The sequence below is a fragment of the Pseudoalteromonas distincta genome, from assembly GCF_000814675.1.
GTDB classification, from domain to species: domain Bacteria; phylum Pseudomonadota; class Gammaproteobacteria; order Enterobacterales; family Alteromonadaceae; genus Pseudoalteromonas; species Pseudoalteromonas distincta.
Map to the genome: position 1 here is coordinate 58702 of NZ_JWIG01000016.1, position 14576 is coordinate 73277.

11 protein-coding genes and 1 pseudogene are annotated in these 14576 nt (G+C 38.9%); 6 read left to right on the forward strand and 6 right to left on the reverse strand.

Annotated features, from left to right (window positions below):
• The first annotated feature begins 95 nt into the window (after nucleotides 1-95).
• Nucleotides 96-2612: a plasma-membrane proton-efflux P-type ATPase gene (locus QT16_RS10865; RefSeq protein ID WP_052201213.1), complete on the forward strand. Its 2517-nt coding sequence runs from the start codon at nucleotides 96-98 to the stop codon at nucleotides 2610-2612.
• Between the two features lie 99 nt (nucleotides 2613-2711).
• Here QT16_RS10865 and QT16_RS10870 read toward each other — a convergent pair whose 3' ends face one another.
• The gene (locus QT16_RS10870) at nucleotides 2712-3137 is read right to left on the reverse strand and encodes a hemerythrin domain-containing protein (protein WP_039488402.1); all 426 of its coding nucleotides are present in this window, start codon (nucleotides 3135-3137) and stop codon (nucleotides 2712-2714) included.
• A gap of 329 nt (nucleotides 3138-3466) precedes the next feature.
• On the opposite strand from QT16_RS10870, the gene QT16_RS10875 reads away from it, so the two are divergent.
• Genes QT16_RS10875 through QT16_RS10885 form a run of 3 tightly spaced genes read left to right on the forward strand, consistent with a single transcriptional unit; the run spans nucleotide 3467 to nucleotide 4283 of the window.
• Nucleotides 3467-3721: a hypothetical protein gene (locus QT16_RS10875; RefSeq protein WP_039488403.1), complete on the forward strand. Its 255-nt coding sequence runs from the start codon at nucleotides 3467-3469 to the stop codon at nucleotides 3719-3721.
• A gap of 59 nt (nucleotides 3722-3780) precedes the next feature.
• Entirely contained in the window at nucleotides 3781-4035 is a 255-nt protein-coding gene (locus QT16_RS10880; protein WP_039488404.1) for a hypothetical protein, read from the forward strand.
• 29 nt (nucleotides 4036-4064) lie between these two features.
• Entirely contained in the window at nucleotides 4065-4283 is a 219-nt protein-coding gene (locus QT16_RS10885) for a DUF6500 family protein (RefSeq protein WP_007377212.1), read from the forward strand.
• A gap of 36 nt (nucleotides 4284-4319) precedes the next feature.
• Here the strand turns inward: QT16_RS10885 and QT16_RS21090 are convergent.
• Both QT16_RS21090 and QT16_RS10895 read right to left on the reverse strand, forming a co-directional pair.
• Nucleotides 4320-6238: pseudogene (locus tag QT16_RS21090) on the reverse strand (tetratricopeptide repeat-containing diguanylate cyclase).
• Between the two features lie 177 nt (nucleotides 6239-6415).
• On the reverse strand, nucleotides 6416-8071 hold the full coding sequence (locus QT16_RS10895; protein WP_039488405.1) for an RluA family pseudouridine synthase: 1656 nt from the start codon (nucleotides 8069-8071) through the stop codon (nucleotides 6416-6418).
• Between the two features lie 316 nt (nucleotides 8072-8387).
• Between QT16_RS10895 and poxB the strand changes: the two genes are divergently transcribed.
• Nucleotides 8388-10112, forward strand: coding sequence for a ubiquinone-dependent pyruvate dehydrogenase (gene poxB / locus QT16_RS10900; protein WP_039488406.1), 1725 nt, complete (start codon nucleotides 8388-8390; stop codon nucleotides 10110-10112).
• A gap of 257 nt (nucleotides 10113-10369) precedes the next feature.
• On the forward strand, nucleotides 10370-10573 hold the full coding sequence (locus tag QT16_RS10905; protein WP_039488407.1) for a hypothetical protein: 204 nt from the start codon (nucleotides 10370-10372) through the stop codon (nucleotides 10571-10573).
• A gap of 369 nt (nucleotides 10574-10942) precedes the next feature.
• Here QT16_RS10905 and QT16_RS10910 read toward each other — a convergent pair whose 3' ends face one another.
• The 3 genes from QT16_RS10910 to QT16_RS10920 all read right to left on the reverse strand — a co-directional run bounded on the left by QT16_RS10910 (nucleotide 10943) and on the right by QT16_RS10920 (nucleotide 14507).
• Nucleotides 10943-12169 carry a threonine/serine exporter family protein gene (locus tag QT16_RS10910; RefSeq protein ID WP_002960134.1) on the reverse strand — a complete coding sequence of 409 codons (1227 nt, stop codon included), beginning with the start codon at nucleotides 12167-12169 and terminating at the stop codon, nucleotides 10943-10945.
• Between the two features lie 116 nt (nucleotides 12170-12285).
• Nucleotides 12286-13515, reverse strand: a complete 1230-nt coding sequence (locus tag QT16_RS10915; protein WP_039488408.1) for a glycosyltransferase — start codon at nucleotides 13513-13515, stop codon at nucleotides 12286-12288.
• Complete coding sequence (locus QT16_RS10920; protein WP_039488409.1) at nucleotides 13512-14507, reverse strand: LacI family DNA-binding transcriptional regulator; 996 nt, start codon at nucleotides 14505-14507, stop codon at nucleotides 13512-13514. The genes QT16_RS10915 and QT16_RS10920 overlap by 4 nt, the downstream gene beginning before the upstream one ends.
• Nucleotides 14508-14576 lie beyond the last annotated feature (69 nt).

Genomic DNA, 14576 nt, shown 5'->3' on the forward strand with positions numbered 1-14576 from the left:
GAACAATATCGACAGCTTTAGTTTATGTTAGCTATACGGTTAGTAGGTTTTAATTACCTCAAGTTATTCAACTCAATGTTGTATAGAAGGCTCGTATGGAAAAGGTTAAAATTTCGTCAGTGCATCAGTCATCAAATCGTTCAGCAAACAAGTTTTCACATGGTCAAAGTTGCGATGAATTGAGCAAGCTCGATTTAGCACAATTACAAGCAAAGCTAAAAACATCATCCGACGGGTTAAGCCAAACTGATGCCACACAAAGATTGGCACAATATGGACCTAACGAACTAGTTGAAGAAAAAACAAACCTACTAATCAAATTTTTATCTTACTTTTGGGGACCAATACCTTGGATGATCGAGGCTGCTATTATTCTATCGGCGCTTGCTAAGCACTGGGCTGATTTTTTTATTATTCTTGTATTATTGCTGTCTAACGTATTGGTTGGCTTTTGGGAAGAGCACCAAGCGGGTAATGCAATTGCTGCATTAAAAGCAAAATTAGCTAACAAAGCACGCGTTCGCCGCGATACTCAGTGGCAAAATTTAAATGCCAGCGAACTTGTCCCAGGTGATGTTATTAGAATGCGGATGGGGGATATAGTGCCTGCAGATGCGCGTTTGCTAAATGGTGATCCCGTAGAAGTCGATCAATCATCTCTTACGGGGGAGTCGTTACCAGTTGTAAAGTCGGCGGGTGAAACTGTTTATTCGGGCTCTATTATTCGCCAAGGGGAAATAGAAGCAATAGTTTACGCAACCGGCGCTAATACCTTTTTTGGTAAAACAGCACAGTTAGTTCAAGGGGAGCGAACTGCAAGTCATTTTCAGCGAGCAGTGCTTAAAATTGGTAATTATTTAATAATGCTTGCTGCGGCTTTAGTACTGCTTATAGTTATTGTTGCTTTGTTTCGCGATGATCCAATGATCACCACATTGCAGTTTGCACTCGTATTAACCGTTGCGGCAATACCAGTCGCCATGCCAACAGTGCTATCAGTTACTATGGCTGTGGGCGCTCGTTTATTGGCTAAAAAGCAAGTGGTTGTAACACGTTTAGCTGCAATTGAAGAGCTAGCGGGTGTTGATATTCTTTGTTCCGATAAAACCGGCACATTGACACAAAACCTATTAACATTAGGTGACCCGTTTTATATCGAAAACTCAATAAATAAAGGCTCTGCTGAGCAAGTTATATTGTACGCGGCATTAGCATCTCGCTCAGAAAATAACGATCCGATTGACTTAGCAGTATTACAAAGTGTAAAAGCTGAGCAGCATCTAGATTCTTATCATATAGAGCATTTTCAGCCATTTGATCCTGTGAGCAAACGTACTGAAGCAATTGTTAAAAATGCTGATGGTAAAACGTTTAAAGTGACCAAAGGTGCACCGCAGGTTATTTTAGCTTTGTCGGTTAATATTGAAGCAGTTAAAACTGCAGTTGAGGCATCGATAGATGAATTTGCAGCGCGTGGGTTTCGCTCTTTAGCGGTTGCTAAAACAGACGAGCAAGGTAAATGGCAATTTATAGGCGTATTGCCGCTTTTTGATCCACCGCGTGAAGAAGCAATACAAACCATTGCCGATGCAAAAGAAATGGGTATGAGCGTTAAAATGGTCACGGGCGATCAAGTGGCCATTGCGCGTGAAACTGCAAGTAAACTGGGTTTAGGGACAAACATTCTTGATGCTAGTGGATTTGGTGCAACTGAGCATCACCAAACAACGCAGTTAGATGACTCTATTGAGAGTGCTGACGGATTCGCACAAGTATTTCCTGAGCATAAATACCATATTATTGATGTGCTTCAGCATAGAGGGCACATTGTTGGTATGACAGGAGATGGCGTAAATGACGCGCCAGCACTTAAAAAAGCTGACTGTGGTATTGCTGTATCGGGCGCTACAGATGCAGCGCGTTCAGCAGCATCAATCGTGTTAATGACCGATGGCTTGTCGGTTATAATTGATGCAGTTAAAGAAAGCCGAAAAATATTTCAACGCATGAACAGTTACGCTATTTACAGGGTTGCTGAAACTCTGCGCGTATTACTTTTTATGACAATGGCGATATTAATTTTTAACTTTTATCCGTTAACAGCAGTCATGATTGTAATGCTTGCTTTACTTAACGATGCCGCCATTTTGTCAATTGCATACGACAATGTACATTATCAAAATAAGCCCGAAACATGGAATATGCGGCTCGTTTTAGGTATTGCATCTGTGCTGGGAATTCTAGGGCCAATTGCAGCCTTTGGTTTATTTTACTTAGGAGATAAAGTATTTGAACTCGACCGTCCTCATCTTCAAACATTAATGTACTTATTACTTTCTGTAGCAGGGCATTTGACTATATTTTTAGCGCGTACCCGAGGTCCATTTTGGTCTATTAAACCGTCTGCTATATTAATGGTCGCCGTATTTGGCACGCAAGTTATAGCAACACTTATTGCTGTTTATGGTGTGTTTATGACCCCACTAGGATGGGGCTGGGCACTTGCTGTGTGGGCATATGCTTTGGTGTGGTTTTTTATTAATGATGGTTTAAAGCTAGTGGCGTATCGAATTTTTGATCCGACAGAAGCACCATTGCTAGAGAAGAGTTAGCATATAGGTTTAAAAATAAAAAAATTGGTTATAAGCCATAAGGCTTATAACCAATAAGTACACAGGGAGTGTGTGGAAGTCGGTTTGCATGTTATGCAACTAATGCATAGCGTCGTTGTATTGCTCAGCAAGGCTCTCTTTTTGCCCTTCGGTAAGTGCTTTACCCGCTAATTGAAACACTTCGTGTTCTTCTTCACTTAAATGATGGTGTACCAAATGGTGTAGCTTCTTAGCTGCAACTAACCATGCAGATGAGCTCATTTCGGTATCTTCAAGTTGTTCAATTAATTCATCAATTTCGTGATGTTCAGCTACGCTGTGGCGCGCTTTTTCATGAGTTAAGTCATCAAACATAAGTGGGTTATAAAAGTAACGTTCTTCAAATTTTGCGTGTTGTTCTAATTCTGTTTTTAGCTCATCCATTAGCGTGTGGCGCTGCTCTGTGTCGCCGTGTGTTTGAATAAGCGCATCTACCAATTTTCGTTGTTTGTCATGGTCATGACGTAGTGCTTCAAAAATATTCATAACTAGTCCTTTTACAATTTATTTGCTTATACCATTAACAAGCAAGCTAAATGCCAAATATTAAGTTGTTGTATTTTAATAAATTTAATTTAATTTTTATTCTTTGGCTGCGATCACTGTAAATTTTACAGTGATATGAATGCAATAATTTCAGGCTTTCGCGCTGTTCAATTTTAAAGGGAGTATAAATTCCTACAGAACCTTACAAATATTTACTGGTTGTTTATTTTATTGCAGTGATAAAGTGTCAGTGTTATTTGGGTACAACCCATATATTACCCTCACACATAAATGCAGGTAGCACGTTAACTTAATAGGATAGTTTAAGGATGAACATAAAAAGCCCCATCGCCGCATTATTACTGTGGGCTTTACTGAGTGCATGTAGTACAGCCCCGCGTTCTGACCCTAACTTATGCATTGAAGAGGCTGAAATGGTTGATCGAAATGGCGCTCAAACAAGCTCACAGGTTTACAATCAATGCATTAGCGCACAAATTAAAAAGGATGAAAAAAATGACACTTTTTTTGATGCCATCGGTACGTTCTTTTTTGAATTTTTTGTAATGTTGGTAGAAAAGTAAATAGGCTAACTTGCAGCTGTACTTTAAAGTAAATAAGTTGCGTAAAAATAGGATTATTTATGAAGCAATTATTGATAGCAATTCCACTTTTTTTATTACTGAGCGCTTGTGCGGCAAAGCCTTACGCAGGCTCGGCAAAATGTATGGAACAAGCAGATATTGCATACGAAACCGATACACGTAAAAATGAGACATTAGATAATGAATGCAAAGCTGCAAAAGTAAATACGCCTAATAAAGAGCTTGAGAATCATGGCTTGGTTGATAGAAGCCTTTTGCAGCTAATTGTTAGCTTTTTAAATGGCGTATTTTAATAGTAAAAATATAATTAAATAAGGTATGTATGAGGGAAGAACTAAGAGCAAAAATAATTACCGTGTGCGATAAAAAAATAGCAGCTAAAGGCGAAAATGTAGGGCTTTCTTTTTATGCATTTTTTGCCAATAAAAACGACGACCCAGAGCTACTTATGGAGGCCGCTACTTGGTGGATACACACTCATAAATTAGATCATTTTGTAAAAGCACATAAAATTAAACAGATGGTTTTAGATGGACTTTAGTCAATTAACTGAGCAAGTACTTTTAGCTGTATTTATCTAATCAACAACGACTTGGTTTCTTCCGTTTTCTTTTGCTTTATAAAGTAATTTATCTGCATGCTTAATAAGAACATCTAGTGTGCTTTTTAAAGGGTTACTTACAGAGGCTCCAACACTAAAAGTGATTTTTGTATCACTAGGAAGGTCTTTTATATTACTACAATGCTCGGTAAACCTAGTGGCGAGCTGGTCAAATATATTTCGAATAGCTAGTTCGTCAACCGAATTTAGTGCAAACAACCATTCTTCGCCGCCGTAGCGGCCAAACTGATGATCACCACTTAGTGTTTCTTTTGCAGCTTTTGCAAAGGCAATAAGAACTAAATCTCCAACATCGTGACCAAATTGGTCGTTAACTTTTTTAAAGTAGTCTAAGTCAACAATTGCTATCGTCATTTTACCTTCATCAAGCTTTGCTTCTGCGGCGCGCATTATTCCTCTGCGATTAGGGCTATTTGTTAGATAATCTGTTAATGAAATATCGTGATATTTTTGACGTTGTCGAGCTTGCCTATAAAATAAAAATAATGAAGCAATCACTAAAATAAACGCTATAGCAGCGCTAAGTCGCCAAATTATTTTTTGTTGGTACTCTTCTTTAGCTTGTAGTTCACTAATGTCTTTTTCGTACTCTAGTTGCTGTATTTTTTCTTCTTTTTCTTTTACTTCAAACTGTACCTGTAGTGTTTTTATATTACTTTCACTGGTAGCTTCGTAGTGTTTTTTTGTATAAAGGAGCTTTTGTTCAATTGCTTCAAAAGCCTCATTAGTGTAGTTAAGGCGTCGCTTTAGCTCATAGCGTTTACTTAAAAATCGGCTTTATAAATACTGCGGCTGAATTTATCTAATTTTAAAAATACCTCATCGTTTGCTTCATTTGCTTGATCAAGTAAATCTAGTTTTATATATATGTCAGCTAACAAAATGAGCGATGCGAGTTGCATGTCGTGTACACCTGCAGAGCGAGCAAGTTCAATGTTTTCTTTAGTTAAAGTTAAAGCTTTATCGTAGTTTGCTTGTAAGTACTCAATGCTAGCAATTGAGTATTGGGCAAAGGTTAAGCCTTTTTGCATATTAGCTTTTTTAAAATAGAGCAATGCTTTGTCTAGGTATATTAAGGCATCTTTAGGTTTTTTTATCTCGAGCAATATATTGCCTAAACTCCAATATGCTTTTGCCGTAAAAAGCCCATCTTGTGTTTGCTCATATGCCGCAACCGCTTTTTTTGCATAATATATGGCTTTATCTTTTTCGTTTAGATAATTATATGCATCGGCTATTTTTCTAAAAAAGTATCCCTGAGATGCTGAGTCGTCATCTTTTAATGCTAATTCTAGCCCCTCCAGTGCAACATTTAGGGTCTTTTTCAATGCATCTGTATCGGTGTAATAGTAAGCAAGTGCTCGTAAAATAATAATTTTTTCTTTAGATGAATGCTGTTGCAAGCTTTCTTCTAATTTTGTGGCTAGCGTGTGTGCTGGAGCTGGGTTTGCATCCCTCGCTAGAGACTTGAGTTGTGATTCGAGAAATAATAAATACACACTTTTTTGGTTTGGTAACTCTTTGTTCTTTAAGTAATAGGATAAGTGAGTGTTTAACGCTGCGTATTTTTCTTGTCTAAAAAGTAACTCCGCATACAAAGCGGCCGCTTCTAAATGAAGTTTTTCCCAATTTTGATCCTTGCTTATTTTAAACGCTTGAGTGAGTTTGTCTCCATTTTGAAGATAGTCTAATTCATTTAGTTTTATGTTATTGATGAGAGTTTGAGTCGTGTCAAAGTCTAGCGCATGTGAAGTTGCATTTAATGAATCGCCGTTAGCTGAGGCAAGTTTACTAAAAAGTAAAAATAAAAGGAGAACAATATACTTTGCCCATAAAGTATTACCTAAAATCTTTATTTGTGTATTGTTAGCCATGTTAATCCTTTGCTGATTTATTTTTATTATTAAAATACTTATTCACAGTGCTTAATAAACTTGGGTTTGAACAGCTTTTTTATACTTCTCATTGAAAAAATAAGACCACAAACGATATCAATTTAATTAATAAAAACAAACACATTGTATAATATAGTCGCTGTAGTTATGTGTTTATTAAAAATCAGCGGCTACTTCAAACTCTAATCGTTTAAGCGTAATAGGGTGAGTAAATGCTAAGTATTCTGCATGTAAATGTAATCTATCGGCCTTTTGCCCGTAATGTGTGTCGCCTATAATTGGCATGTTTAAACCTAAGCTGTGCGCACAATGCACTCTTAATTGATGAGTTCGCCCTGTTTTAGGGTATAACTGTAATCGGGTAATATTGTTGTTACGCTCTAAAACCTGCCAGGTAGTAAGTGATGGCTTACCGTGTGTGTAACACACCATTTGGCGCGGTTTATCATCAAAGTCGAGCACTAGGGGCAAATCAATTACTCCGCTATCCTCAGCTACGTTACCATTAACTAATGCGACATAACGTTTATCTATGGTGCGTTCAATAAACTGCTTTTGCAGTGCTTTGTGCACACGTTTATTAAGCGCAATCATCAATAACCCAGAAGTCGACATATCTAATCTGTGTACAATTAGTGGCCCTGATGCCTCTGGAAACTGCGTTTTTATGCGCATATAAACTGAGTCATCAATATTAACGCCAGGTACCGATAAAAACTCAGCGGGCTTATTTACCACAAGTAAGTCGTCATCTTTATAAACAATACTTAAATCTTTACCCTGAGCAGGGTTGGTAAGTAGTGGGTTATCTTCAACATCTAAACCCTTTAGCATATGCCCAAGTATTGGTTGGCATTTACTGTAACAAGAAGGGTAGTAGTTTTTATGCTGCCTAATTGCTGATTTAGGTGCTGCTCCCCACCAAAACTCTGCCATAGCAAGTGGCTTTAAGTCATGTTTATAGGCGTATTGTAATAATTTAGGCGCTGCACAATCGCCAGCACCCGAAGGAGGAGTGTGCTCAGGTAATGCTGCAAAAATAGCATTTAAATCTGTAGTTTCACCATTTGCATTTAAAAATTGGTACTGTGCAAATAGCTTTTTTTGTAAGCTTTTAGAAAGGGTTTTACGGCGTTTTTTTAAATGAGCAATTTCATCAGAAATATTGATGTGTGTTTGCTGCAGTGACTCGATTATATTTTGCCAATAGGCTTTAAGTGCCAGCAGTTGCTTTTTTTCTATGATGCTTTGCCCTGCAAGCTTATTTTTTAACTGCTCAAAATCACTTTCGCTAAGCTCTAATTCGCCTTCGGTACGTTGTATTTTTCGTTGCCGACGACCGGCTTGCATTACTGCCTGTTGAGCTAATAACGCTTGCTGGTAACTCTGTGTTGCATCATCAAGTTTGCTATTAACTTCAAGCAGTTGTTCGCTATTTTCTAACTGCTCAATTTGAGTATTAATATCGTTAATTATTTTACTTTGAGCCAAATAGGTATCGTCTTGAAGTTGCATGCTAGAAACAGGCGGCACAAAGTTAATATTACCTTTATCACCTTCAATTTGCCCCGAATAAGCACTTAAAAAGCCTAATTGTTGCTTAGCATTTTGCACCACTAAAACCCCAAACATTTTACCTGCATTTTCTGCTTTTAAATGCGTTAACGTTTCAAGTTGTTGCTGTAATTGTTTTGTGGCTGCTACAGCTAATGGTTGCGGCTCGTAATAAAAAGGGAAAGTAAACTTTTCAGGAAGCGCGAGAGCATCAATATTTTGAGAAAATAATGTAAAGCAAGAAGCAGAATTTGACATAGAAGTAAGAGAAAAGCATTCAGTAAAATAATTGAGCGCATAATAACATATTCATAGTTAAGCCACTAAAAATCTCGCATCCGCATATTCATAAACACTTTAAAGCGGACATTCATGTTTTATGTATCAGTATGGGGGCGCAGCAAACCTAGGCGTTTGCTGGTAAAGTCTCAGTAGTAATATATCTATCATTATCAAAATATTTAAGCTTATCGATTCTCAATAATTGAGCGCATTTCGAAACGATGACTTACCTGATAGATCAGAGGCGAAAAATCAATTTACAGAATAACTGAATATTTAGGAGTTCTATATTATGAGTCAAAATATCGCAAGTTTTATCACTAAAACCCTCGAACAAGCGGGCGTAAAACGTATTTGGGGAGTAACTGGCGATTCACTTAACGGCATTAGTGAAAGTCTGCGAAAAATGGGAACAATTGAATGGTTAGGTACGCGACATGAAGAAGCTGCCGCATTTGCGGCTGGTGGCGAAGCCCATTTATCAGGCGAGCTTGCCGTGTGTGCGGGTTCTTGCGGGCCAGGTAATCTTCATTTAATTAATGGCTTATTTGATTGTCAGCGCAATAATGTACCAGTATTAGCAATTGCCGCACATATTCCTTCATCTGAAATTGGCAGTAGTTATTTTCAAGAAACCCATCCGCAAGAATTATTTAAAGAATGCAGTGTGTATTGTGAAATGGTGTCGAGCCCTGAGCAAATGCCGTACCTGCTTGAAACCGCAATGCGACAAGCAATATTAAACAAAGGCGTGAGTGTACTTGTGCTACCTGGCGACATTGCATTAAAAGATATGCCTAAAGCTATCAAACCAAATTGGAACGTGCCAAAGCCAGCAACACATACTCCCGCTTTATCTGATATTGAAGCAATGGCGACTCATCTTAATAAAAGTAAAAAAGTAACCTTATTGTGTGGTGCTGGTTGTAAGGATGCCCACGACGAAATTGTTGCGCTAGCCGAAAAACTACAAGCGCCAATTGTGCATGCCATGCGCGGTAAAGAATTTATTGAATACGATAATCCTTACGATGTTGGTATGACCGGATTTATTGGCTTTGCGTCGGGCTATCATGCAATGCAAGAAGCCGATACGTTATTAATGATTGGTACTAGTTTTCCTTATCGTGCTTTTTACCCCGAAAATACCACCGTATTGCAAATTGATAATCAGGCTGCGTCACTCGGGCGACACGTGCAAATTGACTGTGGCGTGTTAGGGGATACTAAAAATTCAGTGACCACACTGCTTGATTATATTAAAGGTGAACGGAGCAGTTCGCACTTACAAAAATGTGTTAAAAATTACAAAGAGTCTCGACAAGATCTCGATGAACTAGCCAGCGGCAAAACCTCGCAAAATTTAATTCACCCGCAATACCTAACACGGTTACTCAACGAGCAAGCGGCTGACGATGCTGTTTTTACTTGTGACGTAGGTACGCCAACAGTGTGGGCTGCGCGTTATTTATCAATGAATGGTAAGCGGCGCTTAATTGGATCGTTTAATCATGGCTCTATGGCAAATGCGATGTCGCAGGCAATGGGAGTTCAATCTGTTGATAGAGACCGCCAAGTCATTGCAATGTGTGGTGATGGTGGCTTTTCGATGTTAATGGGGGACTTAATCTCGCTTAAGCACCTTAATTTACCAATAAAGATTGTTGTTTATAATAATCGCTCACTTAGTTTTGTGGCTATGGAAATGAAAGCCAGTGGGTTTTTATCAAGCGATACTGATTTAGAAAACCCAAGTTTTGCTAACATTGCACAGGCCTGTGGCTTAAAAGGGATTCATGTGGATGACCCTGAAAAATTACCATCGGCAATGAACGAGATGATGAACCACTCAGGACCTGTTGTTTTAGAAGTCGATACTGCAAAACAAGAGCTTTCAATGCCACCGCAAATCAAATTAGAGCAAGCAAAAGGCTTTAGTGTTTACATGATGAAGGCGTTAATAAACGGCAAAGGAAACGAGATTGTAGAGCTTGCCAAAACTAACTGGTCACGCTAAGTGAGTTACTTCCTTATTGAGTATTTTGGCTCAATAGGGAAGTATAAAGCAATGTCCTCTATTATTTGCTTATTGCAAATGTATACCTTTCACGTAATGTAAAAAACGTCTGACATACTTTCTTAAATATTAATAAACCATAGTGCTACCTTGTAACTTGTTGAACTAAAATTAAAATAACATGAAGTTTGTATAGAGTAGGTAATAGTAATAACCTATAAGGTCAATTACGTGTTTATAAAAGTAGGTATAGAGCGTTGATTAAAATTGAAGACTTTTCTTTAGCATGGCGCTGGATTAGCTCATCCCATGGTGATTTTTCTAAAGCTACATTAAATAAACTCAATCCATTGAGTGAAGATCAAGCAAGAGCATTAGCCCTACCTTGGATAGTTTTTTGTGATCACTGGGATGATTTTTGCTATTCATCAAATGATGACATAAATCTGTATTTAACCTGAACTCTGGTTAAGAGATTTACTAAAATATTGAATCATAGTGATATTTAAATTTATTTTCTCTAGCCAGAGATTTTTAGTGAAAACAAGGCGAATTTACGCGTCAATAGCTGGCCTATTGCAAGTAAATTCAACGCAGTTAGCGCTGAAAATAGCTGCTTGAGATAGATTTATTATCCAGAGTTTAGGTTATTTAGAAAGCGCTGAACTGTTTTTACGTTGGAATCACTATGAGGTTTTTGAGTTTGACTCAAGTGCAATGTAATGAGCTAAAACACTTAGCATTGGCCTCAATTGCTACTTGGTAGTTGTTTTTAGTTTAACGTTTTACTCGCTTTACTCAATTAAAGTAAAGCGAGCGCTCAGTATCACTTACAAACTCTTTTTAGGCGGAAGAGCCACGTTTGCAAATATTAGCCCTGCAACAAGTGACATAAATATTAAAAACGTTTGCTGGCCTATATGCTCTGCGTATATAAAGTCTTGGCCTTCAATGAGTGAGTTTAAGCCAATATAGGTTTTGCTACCTGGTACTAATACAATTAAGCCTTGCATGGCCACAATAGAGGCTGGCGCATTAGCAACGCGGTTAAACAAGTTACTAAATATACCCACCGATAAAGCACCTACAAACGTACCTAACGTGTAATCAAGGTACATAGCCGAGCCAATACTGGTTCCATAGGCTATAAACCCTGATGCAATAGACCAAACAGCGTGCTTAAGTTTGGTTCTAAAAATAACGATTAAGCTGCTACAAAGTAAAAATATAGCCAGCCATGCGGTCCACTTTGGTAATGGCTCAGGTTGTACAAAGTCAGCTTGCCCAAAGAGTGCAAAGCCAATGCCTATGCCAATAAAACCGCCAAAATAGAGTTTAAATAACAGCATAAACGAGTCCATGACTCTTGCTGTACCAGAGACTAAATGCCGTGCTGCCAGCTCAGCTAAGCCAAGCGCAAGTGCTAAACCGGGTATAAATACAATAATGGCCGAAAGTACCACCAAGCGTATGTTTATTTCAGGTGTTATATACACACTTACTGCACATGCAAGTATTGCCGATATTATGGCTACCAATGGCTCAAGCATATGAGCTACGCGTTTTGAGCGTCCAGACCAAAGCACAAACAAATAAACAACTAAAGTAAGAAGCGATGACCAAATAACATCAGTCCAGCTAGTACCCATTAACATTGCAAACGCACCACCAGAAGTTGCAAACGCAACGCCCGTAACAAGTTTATTGTATGGGTTTGGCATGTCGTAGATAGCATCTAGCTGGGCGTCAACTTCTTGTAAAGTTAGCTTGTCGTCAAGCATTTGGTTTACAAGGTCGTCGGTGTCGGCAAGTGAGCCTAAATCGTGATCGCCAGGGTCTACACGAGCAACATGGGTGTACTCGTCTTCGTGGCCATCAGTCCAAATAACAAACGTTACCGAAGTTGGCGACATAACAAACGACGATTTAAGTCCTAAATATGTAGCCACTTCCATTAGGTGAGCTTCTAGGCGGTAAGCAGGCGTACCATACTTGTGAAGCATTTTACCCAATTTAACGATAAATTTGCGTTTTTCTGTAAAGGTTGCAGTTTTCAAATCTTTTTGGACCAAATATTGCGATAACTAAGCTAAAAATATAGACAATACAGCTAAAACTGCCCACGTTTGTTGGGCGCGATTTTAAACACTAATTGGTGTGTGTCTAGTCATTTTTAATCTAATTTTTTATTTTTTTCAGCTATCCATTGCGACATGTATTGAGTGCTGCGCATTGTATGATGTTTGAGCATTTGGCCTGTGAAGTTTTTTTCGCGATGAGCCTCTAAATCGCTACTTATTGAATCGATTTTTTTAATTAACACCGTGCTCAATTGTGCTTTATCGTAAAGCGTATTAAGGAGCGTGTTGCCATCTTGCTGCGCTTGTTCAAAGTCACTTTGATTGGTGTACATTTCAACAGCAGCATTGGCAAAATCGTCGGCGGTGTTGGCTATTTTACCAGGCCATGGTAAATCGTTATGCATGCCCTCTGCGCCAATATTAGTGGTAACGCTGGGTGTTTGCATAATCATGGCTTCAAGCAATTTACCTTTAATGCCTGCACCAAAACGTAGTGGTGCTAAACATACGCGTGCGCTTTGCATTACATCAAACGCGTTATCGGCCCAGCCTTTTATTAAAAACCCTGTTTTAGGGTTATTTAGTGCCGTGGCTTTTGGTGGTGGGTAGGAGCCATAAATATGTAGTTCTGCTTTTGGGAGTTGCTTGCGAATAAGTGGCCATATTTTTTGTAGGTAAAGTACAGCATCCCAGTTTGGCGCGTGTCTAAAGTTACCTATGGTCATAAAGTGCTGGCGCTGCTCAAACGTTTTTGTACTTGTAGGTAATGAGCTTAAATCGACCATAAATGGTAAGTGGTATAATAAGCTTGGCTCTATTTTAAATACGCTGTTTAGTAGGCTCATTTCATAACTTGAAATAATTAAGCTTAGGTCGCAGCGTAAAATAGCGGCGATTTCGCGTTTTGCTATGTCTGAGTGTAAATCGCTGGTTGTAAACTCACGCTCACCTTTGTGCGCTTCGTGGCGAGCGTTACGCAGACATTGTAAATCTTCGGTATCGAGAATTTTAATGGCATTTGGGCAATGCTTATCGACGCGCCAGCCAAATTGTTCTTCCATCATAAAACGGTCAAACATGACTATATCTGGGTTATAAGCTTTAACGTATTCGTCAAAGCTGTCGCAGTTTAGTGCAATGCTTTGGCTGGTTATACCAAAGTCGTCAAGGTTTACCATGTGTTCGGTGCGCTGCGCGGGCGTTGCAAATTCAACGTCCCAGTTTTGCGCTCTAAATGCATTTAATAACGACATCATGTGCGTTCCCGCAGCAGACGAATTTGGCTCTGGCCATACGTAGCCAATTACCAGCACTTTTTTCATTGGCTAGAATCTCTAATTTGTAAGTTTACATTTACCAGTGTTTTTACTGGCGGGGCTGTATTTTGTAGTAGCTCTTGCAGTATTAAAAGGCACCGCTTAGCTATATCAGTTGTATTAATAGCCACGGTGGTTAAGTGATTATTTATAACCGCGCTATTAGGAATGTGGTGGCAACTCACTACTTTAATACAGTGATGTGTTAATGAGTTAATGGCGGCAATAACACCTTGAGCAATAATATCGTTTGCACACACCACTGCGTTTAATGTGGGGCTGTGTTTATATGCTTCTATAAATGCATTTTTAGCGTTAAGGGCTGTATTTACTGCGCAGTCAATGGGTGCTAATGCTGTAATGCTGTGCTGCGCGCATGCGGTATTAAAGCCACTTTGCAGTGCTTGTGAATCACTTAAAGTAAGTTCACTGCCTATAAATACTATGTTTGTCACGCCTTGTGCGAGTAAATGCATACTGGCTACGTGGCTGGCTTTTTTATAGTCGGGTAATACACACGGAGCTGCGCTAAAGGGCACTTCGCTCATTAAGGTAATTACTTTGTGTTGCGCGCTGAGCGTATCAAGCCATTTGGGGCAAGTATTAGCAACGGGGCAAATAATAAATGCAGCCGCGTTGTATTCTTTTAAGTTTTTAACTGCGTTTGCTTGTAGCTCAAGACTATTATTACTGCTTACAATCATGGCTTGTAAGCCATTGTCGTTTAACAAAAGTTGTAAGCTGGTAGCAAGGTGTGCCATAGCTGGGTTAGTTAAATCATTTATTACTATGGCCACTAAGTTAGAGCGTTTTGAGCGCATAGCAGCGGCATCACGATTATAAACGTACCCTAGCTCATCTATCGCTTTGAGTATTTTTTGTTTACTTTTATTGCCCACTTTATCGCTTTGGGTAAGTACCAACGATACGGTTGATTTTGATACACCAGCACGCTCTGCAACATCAAAAATGGTGACTGATTTGGCTTTGTTATGCATTGTATTTTAAGTACCGCAGTGGTGAATAAATAGCGCTGTAGTTTAGCTTAATCAGCACTATTAAGTCAT

Bases quoted from the DNA above. Each gene is read 5' to 3' on its own strand.
- QT16_RS10865 (WP_052201213.1), top strand. From the start codon at position 96: ATGGAAAAGGTTAAAATTTCGTCAGTGCATCAGTCATCAAATCGTTCA.
- QT16_RS10870 (WP_039488402.1), bottom strand. From the start codon at position 3,137: ATGAATATTTTTGAAGCACTACGTCATGACCATGACAAACAACGAAAA.
- QT16_RS10875 (WP_039488403.1), top strand. From the start codon at position 3,467: ATGAACATAAAAAGCCCCATCGCCGCATTATTACTGTGGGCTTTACTG.
- QT16_RS10880 (WP_039488404.1), top strand. From the start codon at position 3,781: ATGAAGCAATTATTGATAGCAATTCCACTTTTTTTATTACTGAGCGCT.
- QT16_RS10885 (WP_007377212.1), top strand. From the start codon at position 4,065: ATGAGGGAAGAACTAAGAGCAAAAATAATTACCGTGTGCGATAAAAAA.
- QT16_RS10895 (WP_039488405.1), bottom strand. From the start codon at position 8,071: ATGTCAAATTCTGCTTCTTGCTTTACATTATTTTCTCAAAATATTGAT.
- poxB (WP_039488406.1), top strand. From the start codon at position 8,388: ATGAGTCAAAATATCGCAAGTTTTATCACTAAAACCCTCGAACAAGCG.
- QT16_RS10915 (WP_039488408.1), bottom strand. From the start codon at position 13,515: ATGAAAAAAGTGCTGGTAATTGGCTACGTATGGCCAGAGCCAAATTCG.
- QT16_RS10920 (WP_039488409.1), bottom strand. From the start codon at position 14,507: ATGCATAACAAAGCCAAATCAGTCACCATTTTTGATGTTGCAGAGCGT.